Source organism: uncultured Cetobacterium sp., from assembly GCF_945952365.1.
Classification (GTDB): Bacteria; Fusobacteriota; Fusobacteriia; order Fusobacteriales; family Fusobacteriaceae; genus Cetobacterium_A.
Genome location: NZ_CAMFHX010000021.1, coordinates 21,562 through 41,570, shown reverse-complemented (window position 1 = coordinate 41,570; position 20,009 = coordinate 21,562). Strand labels below are relative to the sequence as shown.

14 protein-coding genes are annotated in these 20,009 nt (G+C 35.9%); 3 read left to right on the top strand and 11 right to left on the bottom strand.

The features are described 5' to 3' along the window. Positions 1 to 166: 166 nt before the first annotated feature. The 10 genes from Q0O83_RS08380 to Q0O83_RS08335 all read right to left on the bottom strand — a co-directional run bounded on the left by Q0O83_RS08380 (position 167) and on the right by Q0O83_RS08335 (position 14,487). The gene (locus tag Q0O83_RS08380; RefSeq protein ID WP_294096154.1) at positions 167 to 985 is read right to left on the bottom strand and encodes a hypothetical protein; all 819 of its coding nucleotides are present in this window, start codon (positions 983 to 985) and stop codon (positions 167 to 169) included. A 340-nt stretch (positions 986 to 1,325) separates the two neighbouring features. Next, positions 1,326 to 2,384, bottom strand: coding sequence for a butyrate kinase (gene buk / locus Q0O83_RS08375; RefSeq protein WP_294096152.1), 1,059 nt, complete (start codon positions 2,382 to 2,384; stop codon positions 1,326 to 1,328). 11 nt (positions 2,385 to 2,395) lie between these two features. Continuing rightward, on the bottom strand, positions 2,396 to 2,947 hold the full coding sequence (locus tag Q0O83_RS08370; protein WP_294096150.1) for a 2-oxoacid:acceptor oxidoreductase family protein: 552 nt from the start codon (positions 2,945 to 2,947) through the stop codon (positions 2,396 to 2,398). After that, positions 2,940 to 3,695 (bottom strand): thiamine pyrophosphate-dependent enzyme, encoded by a 756-nt coding sequence (locus tag Q0O83_RS08365; protein WP_294096148.1) that lies wholly within the window; start codon positions 3,693 to 3,695, stop codon positions 2,940 to 2,942. Before Q0O83_RS08365 ends, Q0O83_RS08370 begins: the two co-directional genes overlap by 8 nt. Before the next feature lie 2 nt (positions 3,696 to 3,697). After that, on the bottom strand, positions 3,698 to 4,753 hold the full coding sequence (locus Q0O83_RS08360) for a 3-methyl-2-oxobutanoate dehydrogenase subunit VorB (protein WP_294096144.1): 1,056 nt from the start codon (positions 4,751 to 4,753) through the stop codon (positions 3,698 to 3,700). A gap of 11 nt (positions 4,754 to 4,764) precedes the next feature. Beyond that, positions 4,765 to 4,986 (bottom strand): 4Fe-4S binding protein, encoded by a 222-nt coding sequence (locus tag Q0O83_RS08355; RefSeq protein ID WP_294096142.1) that lies wholly within the window; start codon positions 4,984 to 4,986, stop codon positions 4,765 to 4,767. Between the two features lie 5 nt (positions 4,987 to 4,991). Continuing rightward, complete coding sequence (locus Q0O83_RS08350) at positions 4,992 to 5,894, bottom strand: phosphate acyltransferase (RefSeq protein ID WP_294096140.1); 903 nt, start codon at positions 5,892 to 5,894, stop codon at positions 4,992 to 4,994. Between the two features lie 16 nt (positions 5,895 to 5,910). After that, positions 5,911 to 7,002 carry a Glu/Leu/Phe/Val dehydrogenase dimerization domain-containing protein gene (locus Q0O83_RS08345; RefSeq protein WP_294096138.1) on the bottom strand — a complete coding sequence of 364 codons (1,092 nt, stop codon included), beginning with the start codon at positions 7,000 to 7,002 and terminating at the stop codon, positions 5,911 to 5,913. Positions 7,003 to 7,282: 280 nt separating this feature from the next. Further along, positions 7,283 to 12,952, bottom strand: coding sequence for a hypothetical protein (locus Q0O83_RS08340; RefSeq protein WP_294096136.1), 5,670 nt, complete (start codon positions 12,950 to 12,952; stop codon positions 7,283 to 7,285). Positions 12,953 to 13,062: 110 nt separating this feature from the next. Then, positions 13,063 to 14,487 carry a sodium-dependent transporter gene (locus tag Q0O83_RS08335; RefSeq protein WP_294096134.1) on the bottom strand — a complete coding sequence of 475 codons (1,425 nt, stop codon included), beginning with the start codon at positions 14,485 to 14,487 and terminating at the stop codon, positions 13,063 to 13,065. Between the two features lie 257 nt (positions 14,488 to 14,744). Here Q0O83_RS08335 and yfcC point away from each other — a divergent pair, with 257 nt between their 5' ends. From yfcC to argH, 3 genes are all read left to right on the top strand, one after another. Then, positions 14,745 to 16,244, top strand: a complete 1,500-nt coding sequence (gene yfcC / locus Q0O83_RS08330; protein WP_294096131.1) for a putative basic amino acid antiporter YfcC — start codon at positions 14,745 to 14,747, stop codon at positions 16,242 to 16,244. A 260-nt stretch (positions 16,245 to 16,504) separates the two neighbouring features. Beyond that, on the top strand, positions 16,505 to 18,055 hold the full coding sequence (locus Q0O83_RS08325) for a Na+/H+ antiporter NhaC family protein (RefSeq protein ID WP_294096129.1): 1,551 nt from the start codon (positions 16,505 to 16,507) through the stop codon (positions 18,053 to 18,055). Beyond that, a complete protein-coding gene (argH, locus tag Q0O83_RS08320) occupies positions 18,010 to 19,425 on the top strand; it encodes an argininosuccinate lyase (RefSeq protein WP_294096127.1) in 1,416 nt (471 codons plus the stop codon). The genes Q0O83_RS08325 and argH overlap by 46 nt, the downstream gene beginning before the upstream one ends. Positions 19,426 to 19,475: 50 nt before the next feature. Here the strand turns inward: argH and Q0O83_RS08315 are convergent, their stop codons facing one another. Next, complete coding sequence (locus tag Q0O83_RS08315; RefSeq protein ID WP_294096125.1) at positions 19,476 to 20,009, bottom strand: DUF2250 domain-containing protein; 534 nt, start codon at positions 20,007 to 20,009, stop codon at positions 19,476 to 19,478.

Genomic DNA, 20,009 nt, shown 5'->3' with positions numbered 1-20,009 from the left:
TTTTAACTCCTCGCTTGTCAGTTTGCACTTGTAGGTGGAGGTTCACTCGCTTTTTTAACTCCTCGCTTGTCAGTTTGCACTTGTAGGTGGAGGTTCACTCGCTTTTTAATTACTTTTATTATATCTTATTCCATCAAAAACTTCAATGTTTTTGTGTGGTTATAAACTAAAATCTATACCCTAAATCTATAGCTAAAGTCTCTCTATCTCCAAACGAATAATCTACTAAAACTGTAAAACTATCATTTATTACTGTGAAAACTCCAACTGATGGTGTTACTTTTTCTAGCTCCATTTCAAATCTATAGTTCATATCTTTAACTCCTGGAGCAATATCTGGAATAGGCCCTGACATCGAGCTATCAGTTTTCTGATATCCAGCTCCTAAATACGGTGTTACAGAATAACCTTTACTACGATAAACTACATATCCTAGTCTTCCCATTGCAACTTCGGCACTTTTAGTCGCTACATCTCCATCCATCTCTATTCTTGTGTATGTGTACTGTAGTGATGAGAAAACTCTATTGTACTCTCCAGCTATTAAAGCCCCTCCACCATAAAGTTTTCCTTTTGCCTCGTGTTCTATAGTCCAATTTTTTTCCCCTGTTATTTCTAAAGATGGCCCCAATGAAATTGTTGGAACTCCAAGATTAAATTTGACTTTTGCATTTAATTCTCCACCTATAGCATAAAGATTCATAAATGGTAATACAAAATAATCCACTTTAACTATTTGAACATCTGCATCAACTTTTAAATTTTCTGGTTTAAAAAATTCTGCATTTAAATTTAATTCTTTATTCAATTTATCTAACTTTATTTTTCCTGAAACACTAGCCTCTGTCAAGTTTCCTTTCTCAGTCTGCTTAACACCCATAACCGACACACCCCAACGGTTCATAGGATATGGAATCCCTCTCCAACTATCCTGCCCTAAAACCAATTGTGGTAGTAAAAATAATAACCCCGTAACTCTTTTCATCTCTTCTCCCAGTATTTTTTTCTTAAAAAAAGCTAGGTGAGTGAGGCACCTAGCTAGTGATTACTTAGTATCCTTTTTTAGCAAGTAGTAAAAAAAGGGCAATAACGATTATAATTCTTTGCATTTAACGACTACACCCCCTTTCTAGGGTAAGTAACCACTGATACTAATTATATCATAACTACAAAAAATAGAAAAGAGCTAGTTTCTCACTCCTAGCTCTTCCCCATACAATGTAGTCATTAACATTGAATTATAATCGTTTATGTATTAATTATACTACTCTTTCTTCTAAAAATCAAATTTTTGTAAAAATCTTTTTATAACCTCTTTTCAGAATTCAAATATACTCCTTCACATCCTCAACTCTATTTAAAACTCTAGCTCCACCATCATATAGCGACTGCATCTCAAACTCCCCTGGTACACGAACAACCTTAGCTATAAAAGCCACTCGTTTCGTTATCTCCTCACATATATAATCCGAATACGCCATCCCACCAGTTAAAATAATAGCATCCACAGCACCCTCTGCAACAGCAGCAAGGCCACCAATCTCCTTAGCTATCTGATAACACATCGCATCTATAATTTTTTTAGCTTTTTCATCTCCACTCAAAACCCTATCCATAACCTCTTTCACATTGTTAGTTCCAAGGTAAGCAGAGATTCCACCATCCCCTTTTAGCCTTCGCAGTAAAAACTCCTTCGAGTGTTGCCCAGTGTAATAAAGCTTAAAGAAATCTCCAATTGGCAGAGTCCCAGCACGCTCTGGAGTGAAGGGCCCATCTCCATCCAGAGCGTTATTTACATCTACGACCTCTCCATTTTTATGAAGCCCAACCGAGATTCCACCACCCATATGAACTGCTATAAAAGTTTTCTCATTGTAATCTATCCCCAACTCTTTACAATATTTTTTAAGCACACCCTTTTGATTTAAAGCGTGGAACACCGATCGACGAACCAGCTCAGGCATTCCTGAAACCTTAGCTAGCTCACTCATCTCATCCACAACCACAGGGTCCACTATATACGAGGGTATCTTTAGCTCATCCGCTATCTTCTTAGCTAAAATACCACCTAAATTCGAAGCGTGCTTTCCATAAAACTCACTTCGTAAATCATCTATCATCTTATCATTCACAGAATACGTTCCACTCTTCAACGGCTTTAAAAGCCCACCCCTTCCAACAACCGCCTCTAAACTGCTGAACTCAATCGGCAACTCTTTAATCAAAGAGTATCTGTACTCCAATTCACCTTCGTAATCCAAAGTTTTCAAGAACTCACTCTCATGATGCAACTCGCGTTTTAATTTCTCAACTCCATTTGTAAAATATGCAATTTTCGTTGATGTCGATCCTGGATTGATAACTAAGATATTAAACTCTCTCATATTTCCTCTCCCTAGTAGTTATTTTTTATATACTCTCTTCCAACTTGAAGAGCTTTTTCATTTATAGGTAAAAGGTCAGCTTTTCTCTCTCCAAAAATCTTTAAAAATCCATGTAACACACTTTCATCTTTCAAACTCTTCGATATCTCTAAATACGCTCCTAACATAACCATATTAGCTACTTTTAAATTTGCACACTGCTCATGAGCCAAGTCATTTGCTGGTATTTTATATACTTTTATATCCTCTCTGTCACTCGCCTCTTTCACAAGAGATGAGTTCACTAAAAGCACTCCATTTTCTACGAGTGAATCCTGAAACTTTTTAAGTGAGGGTAGATTCATAGCTATAAGAACTGTTGCATTATTCGTTATAACTGGTGACCCGATAGGTTCATCTGAAAGTATAACCGAGCAGTTAGCTGTTCCTCCCCTCATCTCTGGACCATACGACGGTAGCCACGAAACCTCTTTACTCTCTATCATACCTGAATATGCAAGAATCTGCCCCATCGACATAACTCCTTGCCCTCCAAAGCCTGAACATATTATGAAATTATCCATTTTTCTCCACCTCACTTCTGTCTTTGAAAACTCCTAGTGGGAATACATTCATCACTCCATCTTTTAGCCATTTCAATGAATCTGCGGGTGTTTGTCCCCAGTTCGTTGGGCATGTCGATAGTATCTCAATCATAGAGAACCCTTTTCCTTCTAGTTGCAGTTGAAAGGCTTTCTTTATAGCTTTTTTCGTTTTTCTTATATTCACAGGGTCATGAACCGAGCATCTTTCTATATAATAGCTTCCACTTAAAGTAGCTAACATCTCAGACATATGAACTGGATACCCTTGAACCTCTGGGTCTCTTCCACTTTGAGATGTTGTTGTCTTTTGGTTTATTAGAGTTGTCGGTGCCATCTGCCCACCTGTCATTCCATACGTTGTGTTGTTTATAAAAATAGTTACGAACTTCTCTCCTCTAGCTGCTGCATGGACAATCTCTGCTGCTCCGATACTTGCTAAATCCCCATCCCCTTGATATGTGAATACAACTTTATCAGGCAGCACTCTTTTGATTCCAGTTGCAACCGCTGGTGCTCTACCGTGAGATGCCTCGTGCATATCTGCATTGAAATATTTATAAGCTAAAACAGCACATCCAACTGGTGCTACTCCAACTGTGTCTCCTATCACTCCGAGCTCCTCTAAAGTTTCAGCCACCAACTTATGAACAATTCCATGCGTACACCCAGGACAATAGTGGGTAGCTACATCTGTCAATCCTGCACTTCTTTTATAGATACTTTCCATAACTACCTCCCCATTATCTCTTTAACTTTTTTTATTATATCCTCTGGAGTTGGAACCATTCCACCCGTTCTTCCGTAGAAATAAACTGGCTTTCGTCCCTCGTTTCCAAGCCGAACGTCCTCTATCATCTGCCCCATACTCATCTCAACCACAAGGATATTCTTCACCTTTTCATTTAGATTTTTTACATCCTCGTATGGGAAAGGCCAAACCGTTATAGGTCTTATAAGCCCAGCTTTTATTCCATCCTTTTCCAAACTTTTAATAACATTCTTAGCTATACGAGCCGTTGTTCCATAGGCAACTAAAACTATCTCGGCATCCTCTAAACCTATAGTTTCAGACATAACCTCATTTTCTTTTATAGCGTCAAACTTTCTAAATAGTTTCTCACAGTGTAGCTCTAACTCCTCTGGCTTTAAGTAAAGTGAGTTTATAATATTTGGTGCACGTTCACCCTTTGTTGTCGTTGTCGCCCAGCTTTTATTAAACTCCTTTCTCTCGGGATTTTCATTTAACTCCACTGGCTCCATAACCTGGCCTATCATTCCATCAACTAACAGCATAACTGGAGTTCTATATTGATCAGCTACATCAAACCCTTTTCCTATCAAATCGACAGCCTCTTGGACTGTGGCTGGAGCGTAAACTGGCATGTAGTAATCACCATTTCCCCCTCCACGAGTAGCTTGGAAATAGTCGGCTTGAGATGGTTGAATCCCACCTAACCCAGGGCCTCCCCTTGTCACATTTATAACCACGCAAGGCAGTTCAGCTCCCGCTATATACGATAGCCCCTCCTGCTTTAAGGCCATCCCTGGAGATGAAGAGGATGTCATAACTCTAGCTCCGCACCCCGCTGCACCATAGACCATATTTATAGCCGAAACCTCAGACTCAGCTTGTATAAAAGACCCACCAACTTTTGGAAGCTCCCTTGACATATACTCAGGAATCTCATTTTGTGGTGTTATCGGGTATCCGAAGAAAAATCTACAGCCAGCATTTATAGCTGCTGCACTCATAGCTTCATTCCCTTTCATTAGCTTTTTTGCCATAAAACTCCTCCTTAAATCTTATCTATACTTATAACTGAATCTGGGCACATCATAGCACAGTTTGTACATCCAACACATTTTTCCTCATCCGTTACATGCGACACATTGTAACCCTTAGAGTTCATCTCATCCATATTCAGATGAACAATCTTCATTGGGCAGAACAGGGTGCAAAGCCCACACCCTTTACACCGCTCTTTATTAAAACTCACCTTAAACTTAGCCAAATCCACACCTCCTAAATAACTGATGCCAACACTATCGATAAAAACTTACTCTCTTCACTGTCAGCTCTTGATGTTATAACTATCGGGATTTTTGCTCCCACCAAAACTCCTGCTGTTTTGCTCTTTGTCAAATAACATAAACTCTTATAGAAGATATTCCCAGCTTCTATATTTGGCATTATAAGTATATCTGCATCCCCTTGAATCTTTCCAGCTATCCCTTTTATCTCTGCTGATTTTTTCGATAAAGCGTTATCTAAAGAGAGTGGTCCCTCAACTATAAATCTCTCATCCTCTGCTAATTTTTTTGTAATAGTATGAGCATCTGTAGTTGCTATCATCTTTTTAGAAACATGCTCTTTTGCTGCTAAAAGTGCTATCTTTGGTGTCTGAAGGTGCAGTGCACTCCAAACCGAATAGCAATTTTCTATTATCTTAATCTTGCTCTCAACATCTGGTAGTATATTCATAGCTGCATCTCCAAAAGCTATCACTCTATCTATAGAATCTAGCTCTGCTACTGTCACATGAGAGAAAAATATATCTTCACCCTTTGACTTTGCCAACTCCTCTTTTTTGTTTAATATCGCTTTCAATATAATTGATGTATCAACTAAACCCTTCACCAAAAAATCTCCAGCTCCACTCAAAATACTTTGAAGCGCTATCTCACTACATTTTTCTTTCGTATCTCCGTGAACAATTTGGAAATCATCTAAGTCTGCTCCATTTAACAGCAGATGTTTTACAATCTCCTCTCTATCTCCAACTAAAATTGGTTCAGTGATTATATCCTCTCTTTTAGCTCTAAGAATCGCCTTTAATAACTCATCTTCATGAGCACAAACTACAACTGGCACTCTTTTAACATGACTCTCTTTACACTTTTCTAATAGTTCTGAAAAAAATTTCATATTACCTCCAATTTTTTCATCTTTTAACGTAGCTCGGTTTCATGTTTTTAATACTCTTTATTCTCTCTTCAGCAAACTGCATAGCTGCTATATTTACTGGGATATCCTGAACTTTAGCTATCTCAAAAATTTGTAGCAATCTATCATAAATGGCTTTTACATCCGCTGTTGCTGCATCTTTATTGTAACCTTTCAACTCATGATAAACATTGATTAGTCCACCACCGTTTGCAACGAAATCTGGTGCGTATAAAATTCCCTTCTCTTTCAATTGAGCACCATGCTCCTCACCCTTCAATACGTTGTTTGATGTTCCAGCAACTATCGAACACTTTAATTGCGGTATAGTCTCATCATTTATAACTCCACCAAGAGCACAAGGTGAGAACACATCCACATCTAAACCATATATATCCTCTGGTTTTACAAACTCTACCTCTGGATGCTCTTTTTTCATTCTCTCAATATATGTTTCATTTATCTCTGTGAAGTAGATTTTCTTTGCTATATCGCCATGCTCGTTATCACCTAAAAGGTATTTGATTAAATAGTATCCTGTTTGTCCAGCTCCTTGAACAGAGAATGTTTTTCCTTCAATAGTAGAGTCACCAAACTGTACTTTTAAAGCAGCACGTATAGAGTATAGTGCACCTAGTGCTGTGAATGGTGATGGGTTTCCACTCTTTCCGTGAAGCCCAACAACATGGTCAGTCTCCATAGCTACAAACCCCATATCCGATGTACTTGTGTTTACATCCTCAGCTGTTATATATCTTCCATTTAAGCTTTGAACAAACCTTCCTAGTTCTCTAAAATATGCTTCACTTTTAACTTTTTTTGGATCTCCAATTAAAACTGTTTTTCCTCCACCTAAATTCAGCCCAGCAACAGCTGCCTTATATGTCATTCCTCTTGATAACCTAACAACATCTAACAGAGCCTCCTCCTCTGTTTTGTAATCCCAAAGTCTTGTTCCCCCTAAAGCTGGTCCTAAATCCGTGTTATGAATAGCAGTGATACCTTTTAAGCCTGTGTTTTTATCGTAGAAATATACTACCTGCTCATGATCAAACTCTTCCATAAATTGAAACGTCTTTAATTTTTTCATAAAAATCCCTCCTTAAGCGTATAATTCCAAAAGTGACTAAAACATATTTTTTTCAAACTTTATCTTAATATTTCTATATACTACACGTCTGAATAAAAAGTCAAATTTTTTTGAACCCTTTTTTACAAAATACTATTTTTATAGTAATATCTTCCTATTAAAAAGGAAAAAAGGAAATGAGGAAGTTTTTTAGAATATTAGAGCAGAATAAAAAATAGTTAAAGCAAAAAGAGAGACGCCCCTCCCAAAGTCTCTCTTTTTGTTTTCTTTATTTTTTTCTCTACATACTTCCAATTATATTCAAAAACCAACCTGAAGTTTTATACTCCTCTTCTCCGAGTGAATCTTTAAAGCCTGAGAAGTTATATCCCCCTCCAAGCTTCATATTTTTATCTAGATTTTTATAAACTCCAAATATAGCACCGTTTAAAACATCCTCGTTTGCTCTATCTAAAAGCCACTGATACTGTCCATAAACTTCCCAACTGTTCATAACCGTGTAGTTAGCTTTAAGTCCTAGCATATACAGGTCATTTAGATATACATTTTTCTCTCGTCTATACCCATTTTTTAGGGATAAATCAAGTCTTCTAGTCGGTGAGTAAATCGTTTCAAACTCAGCTATATGGGCACTGAAATCCTTTACAGCTTTTGTATCCTTATCTAAAATCATAGTGTATCTAGAAAGATAGTTCAATCTATCGTTAGAAATAGGTCTATATGCCAATCCTACACTGCTTTGTAGGTATCTGTTCTCATAGCTATCATCTGTGAATGAGTAGTTGAGTTTTCCAGCTAAAGTGTACTCTTTACTGTATCTGTAGGTGAATGAGTTCGTAGTGAGATACTGCTCTATCTCTTCATTGCCTCGCTCTGAACGATACTCAACACGGTTTTTCAGCGTCAACTTTTCAGATTCAGACCTAAGATATAAAGAGATTCCACGCCGGTCACTCTTCTCATCGTTTGGTAAAATAACCTCACCATATTGAATAGCTCCACCGATTGTAACGCCACGCCTTAAATCATAATCTATCCCATATCCTTGAAGAGAAGCCTCTTTTCCACGCTCTTTGATAAACTGGTTCTCTTGGTAAAGGCTTGTACGTTCACCAACTCTTGCTCTTTGACCAATTGTATATCTATCTCGACTTATCTCTCCATCTGAGCTATACCCAGAATAGATATTATAGTTATCATAAAGCTGATAATCTCCTCCTAGCTCGTAGTAGTTTCCAGAATCTCCAAACGACGTACGAGTGTTTACTTTGAATCTGTCGTTGACTCTTTTTTCAGCTCCAAGCGAGATGGCATTCGATATCCCCGCTTTAATCTCACTATATATCTTTGTGCTTTCATTCAAAATATACTCTAATTTTGCACTGCTGACAGTTCCGCTTTCTCTCTCCTCGCCCCACTTCATCTCATCAATATATTGAAACTTCAGATAGCTTTTCAATCTTTCCGAATGAGTGTAGGCAAGTTCACCTCCAAACGTTTGGAAAAATCTATCCTCGAAATCCGAGGCGAAAGAGTAGCCACGCTCTTTTCTTTCATACCAAGCCTTGAACTCAGCCTCCTCTAAAAGCTTAACAGCTCCCGTAATACGATAAGCGTTTCCAGTTATCTTGTCATCATCTCGACCAACACTTTGAAACGTCAATCCACCATCAAAAGATAGATGGTTATTTATATTTGAAACTCCCTCACTCTGACTGAACTCACCCTTTAGGTAGTTACCTTTCTCATCATGAAGTTTTATCTCTACACCTTTCAAATCGTAGTTCTCTTTTCCACGACTCTCATGTATAGCAGTCACTCCAACCTGAACGTTTTCATTTATATCTTTTACAGTTTTAACTCCATAGTTTGAAGAGTCTGAAATCTCTCCATCTTTTGGAATATAACTATAATCAGCCACAAGGTAGGCGTAGTAATCAGCTGAACCTCCGCCACTCAAAGGAGTTGTTAAAATAATCCGCCCAATGAACGAATCAATCTCATAGTCACGTCCCTCTTGGAGGTATATAATCTTTTCTACAACGTAGGTATCAGCATCCACAACTTTTATCCAAACCTTTTGGCTACCTTTCAATATATCTCCATTTTTCAGAAAATATAAGCTACCTCCAGTTCCCAAAAATTCATCATGCCCATACATTGTATTTGGTGTACTCGCAAAAACTTTAACGTTTATATCATCCTGCTTATACTCACCCTTAAATCCATACAGCTCTTTATTGTAATCCATAAACCGAGTTCCTAAGAACCCTGTTTCATAGGTTCCCCAAAGTAAGCTCGAATCTTTATGTTGAAACTTTAAGTAAACTTTACCTTTTGTATTTACCTCTTTTCTGATTTTAGAGTCATCTCCATAAGTTGGATAATAAACATACTCATCATCAGTGACTCTCTCTAAAAGGGTCGTACTTTTTCTATCCTTTGTATCAAAGTGCAAAGTTAGTTTGTAATCACCATAACTCGCTTTTCCAAAATATGTGGCTCTTGGAGATTCACTGTCTTTTCCAACATAAGCATCTATAAACCCTGTGCCCGTATAGTTTAGCTTTATATCATCAACTTTTAACTCATCTGAAGACTCTGAAGACTCCAAAGATTTCTCTGGAGTTTGAACTATGAAGTTAAACTTTGTTAAAGAGTATGGTGTGATTCTTTTTACCATAGGGTTTTCACTTTTTACAACGCTTCCAGATGGAAGGCTGTTCTCATCCAATTTCAAAAGAAAATTCTCTCCAAACTTTTTATCTACCCACTGGTCTGGTAAGTGAAATCTACCCTCGTCATCAGCTTGAACAACTATCCCACCAGGTGTATAAACCACAGCATAAGGAATACCCTTATCTGTTTTCTCATCTATAACCTTTCCTATAATTGTAGCTGTATTCAACAAAGAGTCTGCCTTCACCTCTACACTTGTCTCTCCTATGTTTGAAATCTTATTGTTTCTACTGCTGACAGAACTTTGAAATATATTTTTTCCAACACTTGCTCCAACTGTAGCTTTCATATAAAAGGTCTTACTATACTTTTGATTCGGAGTTAAGGAAAACTTCTCTAACTCATCCTCTAAATATCTAAAACCTCTTGGCGTTATATTTTTTAAAGATAGATTCTCATAAGTTTTGTTATCACGATTTTCCACGCTCACAGTAAACCCAACAACCTCACCTATCTTTATCTCACTCTTCGTTGAAGTCAGTTTCACACGAATCCCCTGCTCAACTTTTTCCTCCTCTGAATACTCAGAGATTGGCTTTAGAAATATCGTTTGGTCATCATTTGTACCACCAGCTATTTTAGCTTTACTCTCAATAACACCGATAGCGTCTTTATCTATATCAGCTTCTATCAAAAACTCTATTGCAACTCCGGGGCCTATATCCACCTTTGTGTTTAAATCCTCTCGCCCCGACACCTCATTTTTCAAATATGTGTACTGCTTAAATCTTGAAGATTCGTCACGAGGCCCTAGATATGTCACCTTCCAATTTGAAAAAGCCCGACCATAACGCTTTCCCTCTTTCTCAGTACTCACCTCTGACAACAAATCCTCTACTGGAATATATCTTCCATATCCCTCTCCACTGTTTTTAATAGTAAGCATATATCTCAATCTATCTCCTGGCTTATACACTCCGTTTTCTGGTTCTAACAGCGTCTTTTCACCTTTGATAGAGCCACTCACACTGCTCAATCCTTCTGAGGTTTTGCTACTGCTGTTTATTTTGAAAACCAATCCACTTAAAGTCCCCAAAGCTTTATCTGAAATAACTCCTGAAATTTGAAAAGTTATACTACTCTTTGGTGCAAAGTCTATACTTTTACGAATGTAATTTACCGTATCTCCCATCTCAGAAGTTATAACAGTTCTTGGATCGCTACTCTTCACCGACACCTCTACACTCTCGAGTGCTCGCTCCTTCACATCCGACCCAGCTAGAAGTGCTTTAACCTCCTCTAGGTTACTCTCTACAGAGAGATTACTTAAAAATCCCTCACCTATATTTTTAAGTTGAATCTCATATGTCACCATATCTCCAGGTTTATATTTTGTGGTTTTATTTAATATTTTCCCATTTAAACTTTTCAAGGTGTTTGTAAATTCAAGTTTTCCAGGTAAAGCTGTTACAGTGCTCGATTTTTTATTCTCACCATAAATAGAATCGACGTTTATACTTTCAAAAATATTGTTTTTAGTGATCCCTTTAAATGTATATTTAAACTCCTCTCCAGGGTATATAACTGGTACACTCTCGATTTTTTCATCATTTTTAAATGGATTTACATCTCGATTTTGCATTCCAGACTGTTTAACCTTAGCGTCAGCTATCCCCAGTTTATATGGGATTCCATAAGATGTTCCAAGCCCGTTATTTTTTAAGGTCACAGTGTATTCAATATTTTCTCCAGGCTTATAGTTTTCCTTTGAGACTGAGAACGAATGAGTTATATCACTACTACTCATCTTTGAAACTATCTCACCTTTTTTTATATCTCCAACTGCATCCTTACTAACTTTTCCAAGTACTCGATACTCCACGAATCCATCAGGCAGTAACCGTGCTCCCTCTCCTCGCTCTAAAATATTTTTAGTATCACTACTACTAAAAGCTAAAATCTCATCACCATGAGCTGACTTTGTTTTAATCTCATCTATGCTTGGGTCTAAATCATACTCTTTTAAAATACCCTTTCCACGATTTTCCACTCTAAAAAGATACTCTATATATCCCTCAGGCGTATACGAGTCTATCTTTTTCTTTCCAGTTTTATCTAGATACCTCTCTACTCGGGCTATTATATGTGGTTCAGGAGAATGTGATTCGATTTTATTATTGTACGTATGACTATCAATCACAAAATTCAAATATATATCACCAATCAGAAATTGTGATGTTGTTACCGAATATTTTTTTACAATCTTTTCTCCAGCTGCTATATTCACTCTTTCATTTATATCTTGAGCGTTTAAAAATGCTGGTGACATCTCCTCGGTCCAATCTCTAGCCTCACTTCTCTTCATAAAAGCTCGGATAGGAACTGCTTTAGCATTTCCAAGCCCACTGTTTTCAATCTCTACTTCATAGGTATAAAGTCTTCCAGGAGAGTATTTTCCAGAGTTTAAAATCTTGGCCTTTATGCTCGGAGGTGGACTTTTTATAGTCAGCTCTTTATAGATAACATCTCCTAAAATTTTATCGTTTACACGTCCTTTAATCTCGTAGATTAAACTCTCTCCATTTGCAATATCAACACCTACTCCAGATGTTTTCTGATTTGTTTTAATCTGAATATCTTTTAAAAAAGGTTCATCCTTTCCACTCAAAGTTGGAACTAAGATATCTTGTATAGACTCATCAATAATGTAGTTATTCAGATACCCCGAATTATCTGGTTCAACTATCACTTTATAAGTTAAATACCCTCCTAAAGTATAACTGTCTGAGTCCACCTCTCTTTTAATTTTAGGCTTTGATTCTAAAACCTCATTTTTGTAAAGTAGCTTTTCAGATATCTGCCCACCTTCGTAGATAACAACCTCATTTTTTACAATTTGATGAAGAAGTTTTTTATCTGGTTTTGCTACAATCTTATACTTTATAACCTGGTTTGGATATAGCTCAGTTATAACTTCATCTAAAGAATCTCTTTCCCCTCTATTAATTCTCTCGCCATCTTTATATATCTCCCAAGATGTAAATACAGACCCCTCCACATCTAAGAAATTTTCACCATTATTGGCTAAAACCCCTTTTAGCTCATTTAAATTATTTTTTATTTTAACATCCCTTTTAATGTTCTTACTGTAGTTTTCAATAACTATATCGTAAGTAAACTCTTTTAAAGGGTCTATATCCTTTCCATAAAGAGCCTCTAGTAGAGCTATTAAGATTATTGAAATTTTAAATAAAAATAGTAGTTTTCTCATACTCTGCTCCCTTTTGTTTAGTATACTTAGTATAACATTTTTGAAAGAAAAAATACAAAAAAGATGCAGTTAAACTGCATCTTTTAATAGAAAAACTATTCTCTTTTCTTTTAAGCTGCTGATTTTGATCTCTTTTTATTCTCTAACACATCGAATAAAACTTGTAACATAAAGATTGCTATCAACGAGTAGTTTATACCTTTTCCAGCTACTCCAACTGCTCCAAGTAAAATCAGTGATAATAGTTGAATTCCTAAGTATTTAACTCCAATCATCCAAGCCGAGAACAGTGGGAATGAAACCTCTCCGTTGTTTGTAATCTCATTTTTAAGATCCTCTTTATCCCAAACAAATCCGATAAATACACAAAGTAATAACCCTCCAACTGGAAGTAAAATATTATCTGTTAAGTATCCTAAGAAATCAAAGAAATTCATTCCAAAGAATACATTTAACTCTGCCATCGGTCCAAACGAATGTGAGTTTGGAATTGCAAATCCTGCTATTACAGCACTCACTAAGAACGTAGCTTTCTTTCTATCCAATTTCATTTGATCCACAACAAACGATACTACAACCTCTAGTAAAGACATTGTTGATGTAAGTGCAGCAAATAAAACTAGTAAGAAGAATATAATTCCAAATACATTTCCAAAAGGCATTGAAGCAAACACTTTTGGTAAAGTTATAAAGATTAATCCCGGTCCAGCTGTTGGCTCTAAACCAAATGAGAAAACTGCTGGTAGGATAGCAAGTCCTGCTAAAAGAGCAATAAGTGTATCTAGCACTGGGATACAGAACGCACTTTTTACAAGGTTCGTATCCTTAGGTAAGTAACTACCATAAGTTATCATGGCACCCATACCTAAACTTAGTGAGAAAAATACCTGTCCTAGAGCTGCTATTACAACTGCAGGAGTTATCTGTGAGAAATCAGGCTTAAGGAAATATTTAATTCCTTCCATCGCATTTGGAAGAGTTACTGATCTTGCAACAATAACTAACATAAATACAAACAATACTGGCATCATTATTTTACTTGCTTTTTCAATTCCACCAGATACACCTTTTAAAACAATTAATGCCGTTACGATTACTACAATGAAGCTATATACTATAGGTGAAGTTCCAGACGAAATAAAGTTTCCGAATGTCGTCACTGGATCCTCTGTTAACCCCCCTCTAATAAACATACCGATATATTTTACAATCCACCCAGCGATAACTACGTAGTACGAATAGATAATAAAACAACATAAAATTCCAAATATTCCTACGAATCCCCAACCCTTTTTAATGTTGTTATATGAACCGAAGGCATCTGATTTTCCTCTTCTACCTATAGCCATCTCTCCTAGCATTAAAGAGAATCCTAAGATTACTATCAGTGTTAAATAGACAAGCACAAACGCTCCTCCACCATTCTTTCCTGCTAAATATGGAAACTTCCATAAATTTCCAAGTCCAATAGCTGACCCTGCAGCTGCCAATACAAATCCTACACTCGATCCCCAATTACCTCTTTCGTTACTCATAATTATCACCGTCCTTTTTGAAAATTAATTTTTATTTTTAAGAATAATAACACATAAAAAAATAAAATACAACAGTTTTTTTACTAAAATTTAGTACTTTTGTTCTTTGTAAAAGAACTTTGTTAAAATAAAATACTTTCGTACTAAAAAATAAAACATATGACTGTCTTTTTAGTGTTGACACTAAGAGTAAATTCATAGTATACTTTTTCTTAAAAACATAAAACTATACATAATTTTTTAGGAGGAAAATCGAAATGAAGAAAAAAATCAGAATACCTGATACCTATGTCATTATCTTTTTCGTAGTTATTTTTGCTGCTTTACTGACGTATCTTATACCAGTTGGAAGCTTTACTATGGAGAAAATTCAATATGCTACTGAAGCTGGTATGAAAACTAGAACAGTTCCTGTTCCTGGAAGTTTTGCCTATGCTTTAGATGAGCTTGGAAAGCCACTTATCAAAGGAGTTCCTTTATTTGCTGCTGGTGGAGAGATGAGTATAACTAACTATATCTTCGAAGGTCTTGTTAGTGGAGATAAGTGGGGAACTGCTGTTGGAATTATCGCTTTCATTCTGATTACAGGTGGAGCTTTCGGTATTATTTTAAAAACTAAAGCTGTTGAAGCTGGAATTTTAAATATGATTAAAAAAACAAAAGGATCTGAGGTACTATTGATTCCTTTAGTGTTTTTACTGTTCTCTCTTGGTGGAGCTGTATTTGGTATGGGAGAGGAAGCTATCCCGTTTGCTATGATATTAATTCCTATCGTTGTTGGAATGGGATATGACTCTATCACTGGAATCTTTATGTGTTACATCTCAACTCAAATTGGTTTTGCTACTTCTTGGATGAATCCATTCAGTGTGGCTATAGCTCAAGGAGTTGCAGGAGTTCCAGTACTTTCAGGAGCTATGTTTAGAATAGCTATGTGGATATTCTTTACGACATTTGGAATTGTTTACACTATGAACTACGCTAAAAAAGTTAAAGCTAACCCTGAGTTATCAATATCTTACGAGACTGATAAATTCTTTAGAGATGACTTTAAAGCTGATGAAGCAGAGGATTTAGAGTTCAAGTTTGGACATAAGTTAGTATTTTTAACGATATTCTTAGGGATGTCTTGGATTGTTTGGGGAGTTGTTTTACATGGTTACTACCTTCCTGAAATCGCTGCTCAATTCACAATTATGGGTATTATATCTGGAATAATTGGAGTTATATTCAACTTAAACGATATGACTGTTAATGATATCGCGACATCTTTCAGAAAAGGAGCCGAGGAGTTAATCGGAGCTGCCTTAGTTGTTGGAATGGCAAAAGGTATCGTTTTAGTTTTAGGTGGAGTAGATGCTGGAACACCTACAGTTTTAAACACTGTTCTTAACTCTGTAGCTGGAGTTTTAAGTCAACTACACGCTTCTTTATCAGCAATAGCTATGTACTTCTTCCAATCTACATTCAACTTCTTCGTTGTATCTGGATCGGGACAAGCTGCACTTACGATGCCAATAATGGCTCCTTTAGCTGACTTAGTTGGTGTTCCTAGACAAGTTGCTGTTCTAGCTTTCCAATTGGGAGATGGATTTACAAATATGTTTGTTCCTACTTCTGGAATTCTAATGGCGATTTTAGGAATTGCTAAGATTGAGTGGGGAGTTTGGGCAAAGTTACAAATTAAATTCCAAGGAGTTTTATTCCTTTTAGGTTCAATCTTCATGGTAATTGGAGTTCTAATCAATCTTCAGTAAGTTAATATTTTGTAAAAAAAATTGACAACTGTAGTGATTATGTAGTATACTCACATCTAATAAAACAAAATAGAGGTTAGTTCACTTCCATATACGGAGCCTAAGGCCGACGGCGTAGATGTTATGATCCTGTGAATTAAGTATTGTGACGCTGCCATAACAATACGCTTATTAACTTAGTTAAGTTCTCTACGGCATACCATTTTTGGTATGCCTTTTCTTTTGGGGTAGTATTTTTAAAATACAGGAGGATTTAAAAAATGGTTTCATTCGGGGTTTTATCTATCGTTCCAATTTTAATTGCAGTTTTCTTATCAATCAAAACTAAAAACGTAGTTTTGTCACTTTTTTCCAGTGTATTCTGTGGAATTTTTATTTTAAACAACTACAATCCCCTAGAGACTACAAAGGTTCTAGTTGGTAAATACTTTATAAATCAGCTTACAGATAGCTACAATGCTGGGGTTATTGTGCTTATGATTTTTATAGGTGGATTTATTGAACTTATGATGATGTCTGGAGGAGCTTACGCTTTTGCTGAAAGTTTTAAAAACTCTATCAACTCAAAGAGAAAAGCTCAGCTTCTTGCATATTTTACAGGGATTATGATATTTTTCTCTGATTTGGGGACCCCTCTAATTGTAGGACCTATCTTCAATCCATTTTTCAAAAGATTAAAAATATCTAAGGAGAAACTAGCTTTCATTTTAGATTCAACTTCATCACCAGTTGCTGTTTTAGTACCGTTTATTGGATGGGGAGTTTTCATAATTGGATTGCTTCAAAAAGAGTTTGAGCTTTTAAATCTGAATCTTTCAGACTACGAAAGTTTTATAAAGTCGATACCTTTTAACATATATCCACTGCTAGCTTTAACTATAATTCCAACTCTGACTCTTTTGAAGTTAGATTTTGGACCTATGAAAACTTTTGAAGATAATCTCTCTTTAGAAAGCGAGGTTGCTGAAAATGAAACAACACTGGATAACTCAAAGTATCGTGTTGAAAATGCTCGTGGCTCTTTTGTTTGGTTGCCAATCCTTGTTTTACTTGGAACACTTTTCTCGATGCTGGGAGTTTCATTTATAACTTCTAGAGTTTCTGGGGGAGCTTTCAGAGCCGCTCTTACAAGTGGATATCTATATGCTGCTTTAGTTCTTATGGGACTGATGCTGTTTTATAAATCTAAAACTTTTAAAGAGATATTCTCAATCTACATGAACGGTATGAAAAAGATGAGTGAGATTATTATAATCCTTATTTTAGCTTGGTCTTTAGGGGTTATCAATAAAGATTTAGGAGCTGACCAATTTCTAATCAGTTTCTTAAAATCACTAGATATAAACTCTGGATTCATTCCAGCTATAGCATTTTTATTTGGAGCTGTGATTTCGTTTTCAACTGGGAGCTCATGGGGAACTTTTAGTATTATGATACCTCTTGTTATTCCTATGGCTTTGACTTTTAACGCTCCGCTTTACGTTACGATAGGAGCTATTCTTTCAGGTGGACTTTTTGGAGATCATGTTTCTCCAATCTCAGATACAACTATTCTTTCATCTGCTGGAGCTGGTTGTGACCATATAGACCACGTTAAAACTCAGACTCCATATGCTCTTATAAATGCAGCTTTAGCAGTAACTGTGTTTTTAATAGGTGGTTTCACTGAAAACAGTTACTTAATAATATTTGCTATCATTGCACAGATTTTGATTTTAATTGGTATAAAGTTAATTACACAAAAATGTTTTAAGGGAGATGAAAAATGCAGTACTTTTCAGGAAGATTCAAAGAAGCAGCAAGTGATTTAATCCTAGATTTTCACTCGTCGATACACTTTGATAAAAGACTATATAGATATGACATTATGGGAAGTATAGCTCATGTCAGAGGGCTATCTAAAATGGAGATTATTTCAAAAGAGGATGGGGAGCTTATAGAGAAAACTTTAATCGAGATTTTAGAAAATATTGAAAATAATGAGATAGAGTTTTCTACAACTTACGAAGATATCCATATGAATATTGAGAAAATTCTAATTGATAGAATAGGGGATGTTGGAAAAAAGCTACATACTGGACGTAGCAGAAACGACCAAGTTGCAGTTGATATGAGACTCTTTGCAAAGGATGAAGTTAAAAAGATTCAATCATTTCTTTTAGAGTTGATTGAGGTTACAACAGAGCTTGGTGAGAAAAACTTTGAGACGTATATGCCTGGGTTTACTCATCTTCAAAAAGCTCAACCCATCTCTTTTGGACACTATATGTTTGCATATTCAGAGATGTTTAAAAGAGACTTCAAGCGTTTAGAAAATGCTGCTGAGCTTATGGATTTCTCTCCTCTTGGAAGTGCTGCTCTTGCAGGAACAACTTATCCAATAGATAGAGAGTTTACAGCTGCAATTCTAGGTTTTAAAGGACCTACTTTAAACTCTTTAGATGGAGTTAGTGACAGAGATTATCTGATTGAGATTATGTCAGGACTTTCTATTATTATGATGCACCTTTCTAGATTCTCAGAGGAAATTATAATCTATAGCTCAAATGACTATGGATATATTGAATTAAGTGACTCTTTCTCAACAGGAAGTAGTATCATGCCACAAAAGAAAAACCCAGATGCAGCCGAACTTGTTAGGGGGAAAACTGGTAGAGTTTACGGGGATTTAATGGCACTTTTAACTACTATGAAAGGGATTCCTTTGGCATACAATAAAGATATGCAAGAGGATAAAGAGGCTTTCTTTGATGCTGTAGATACTGTCAAAGGATGTTTACAGGTGTTTATTGGAATGGTTAAAACTCTAAAAGTGAAAGATGAGGTTTTACTTTTAGCATGTAATGATGGTTTTATAAATGCGACTGACGTTGCTGACTATCTGACAGTGAGAGGAATGAGTTTTAGAGAAGCTTACAAAATAACGGGGGCAATTGTGAGCTATTGTATTCAAAATAATCTGAACCTAGAAACTCTTTCTTTAGAGAAATACAAAGAGTTTTCATATATTTTTAGCGGGGATATATATGAAAATATAGCTATTAAAACGTGTGTTGAAAAAAGAAAGTCCTTAGGTGGACCTAGTAAAGAGAGTTTATTATCTCATCTAGAAGATTTAAATAGGTTTATTGCGGGGGCTAAAATAGATCTTATTAACTATAGATTAAACGATATATTTTAAATAGTATATTTTAAGAAAAAGCTCTAGGGATTTTAATATCCCTAGAGCTTTTAAATTATAACTATATTCTCTAATTTAGCTAACTGTTCTCTTTGAATCTCTAGTATCTCACCACGAAGAGTTATTGTTGAGCCATACTCTTTTGATAAGATTTCAAAACTATCTTCTAAAACTATTTTTACCGCAGATTCCTGAGAGTACGGAAAATCTATAACACAATACACTCTTTTTTCAACTGAAACTGTAGAGTTATCTAAACTATTTTGAAGAGCTTTATTATAAGTTTTGAAAGCTTCTCTCACTTCTAACTCCTCATCAAATTGCATCTCTTTTGCTACTTTCTCACCTAGCTTTGTCAGCTCAAAGTAGGTATGATTTCTATGTTTTGTTACAACATTATTCTCTTTCGTTTTATAGTTCACCATTACATTTTGCACTCTTTGAAGAACTTTTTCTAAAACTAATTTTTTAACAGTATCTCTCACATCATTTTGATTCTCTAAAATTCTATTGGCCAACTTTGATATAAACGTCGGTCCTATTTTATATATTGTAAGTATTATCTTCTTTTCTAAACTATTCAT

Coding starts and splice junctions, on each gene's coding strand:
- Q0O83_RS08380 (WP_294096154.1), bottom strand. CDS start 985: ATGAAAAGAGTTACGGGGTTATTATTTTTACTACCACAATTGGTTTTA.
- buk (WP_294096152.1), bottom strand. CDS start 2,384: ATGAGAGAGTTTAATATCTTAGTTATCAATCCAGGATCGACATCAACG.
- Q0O83_RS08370 (WP_294096150.1), bottom strand. CDS start 2,947: ATGGATAATTTCATAATATGTTCAGGCTTTGGAGGGCAAGGAGTTATG.
- Q0O83_RS08365 (WP_294096148.1), bottom strand. CDS start 3,695: ATGGAAAGTATCTATAAAAGAAGTGCAGGATTGACAGATGTAGCTACC.
- Q0O83_RS08360 (WP_294096144.1), bottom strand. CDS start 4,753: ATGGCAAAAAAGCTAATGAAAGGGAATGAAGCTATGAGTGCAGCAGCT.
- Q0O83_RS08350 (WP_294096140.1), bottom strand. CDS start 5,894: ATGAAATTTTTTTCAGAACTATTAGAAAAGTGTAAAGAGAGTCATGTT.
- Q0O83_RS08345 (WP_294096138.1), bottom strand. CDS start 7,002: ATGAAAAAATTAAAGACGTTTCAATTTATGGAAGAGTTTGATCATGAG.
- Q0O83_RS08340 (WP_294096136.1), bottom strand. CDS start 12,952: ATGAGAAAACTACTATTTTTATTTAAAATTTCAATAATCTTAATAGCT.
- Q0O83_RS08335 (WP_294096134.1), bottom strand. CDS start 14,487: ATGAGTAACGAAAGAGGTAATTGGGGATCGAGTGTAGGATTTGTATTG.
- yfcC (WP_294096131.1), top strand. CDS start 14,745: ATGAAGAAAAAAATCAGAATACCTGATACCTATGTCATTATCTTTTTC.
- Q0O83_RS08325 (WP_294096129.1), top strand. CDS start 16,505: ATGGTTTCATTCGGGGTTTTATCTATCGTTCCAATTTTAATTGCAGTT.
- argH (WP_294096127.1), top strand. CDS start 18,010: ATGCAGTACTTTTCAGGAAGATTCAAAGAAGCAGCAAGTGATTTAATC.
- Q0O83_RS08315 (WP_294096125.1), bottom strand. CDS start 20,009: ATGAATAGTTTAGAAAAGAAGATAATACTTACAATATATAAAATAGGA.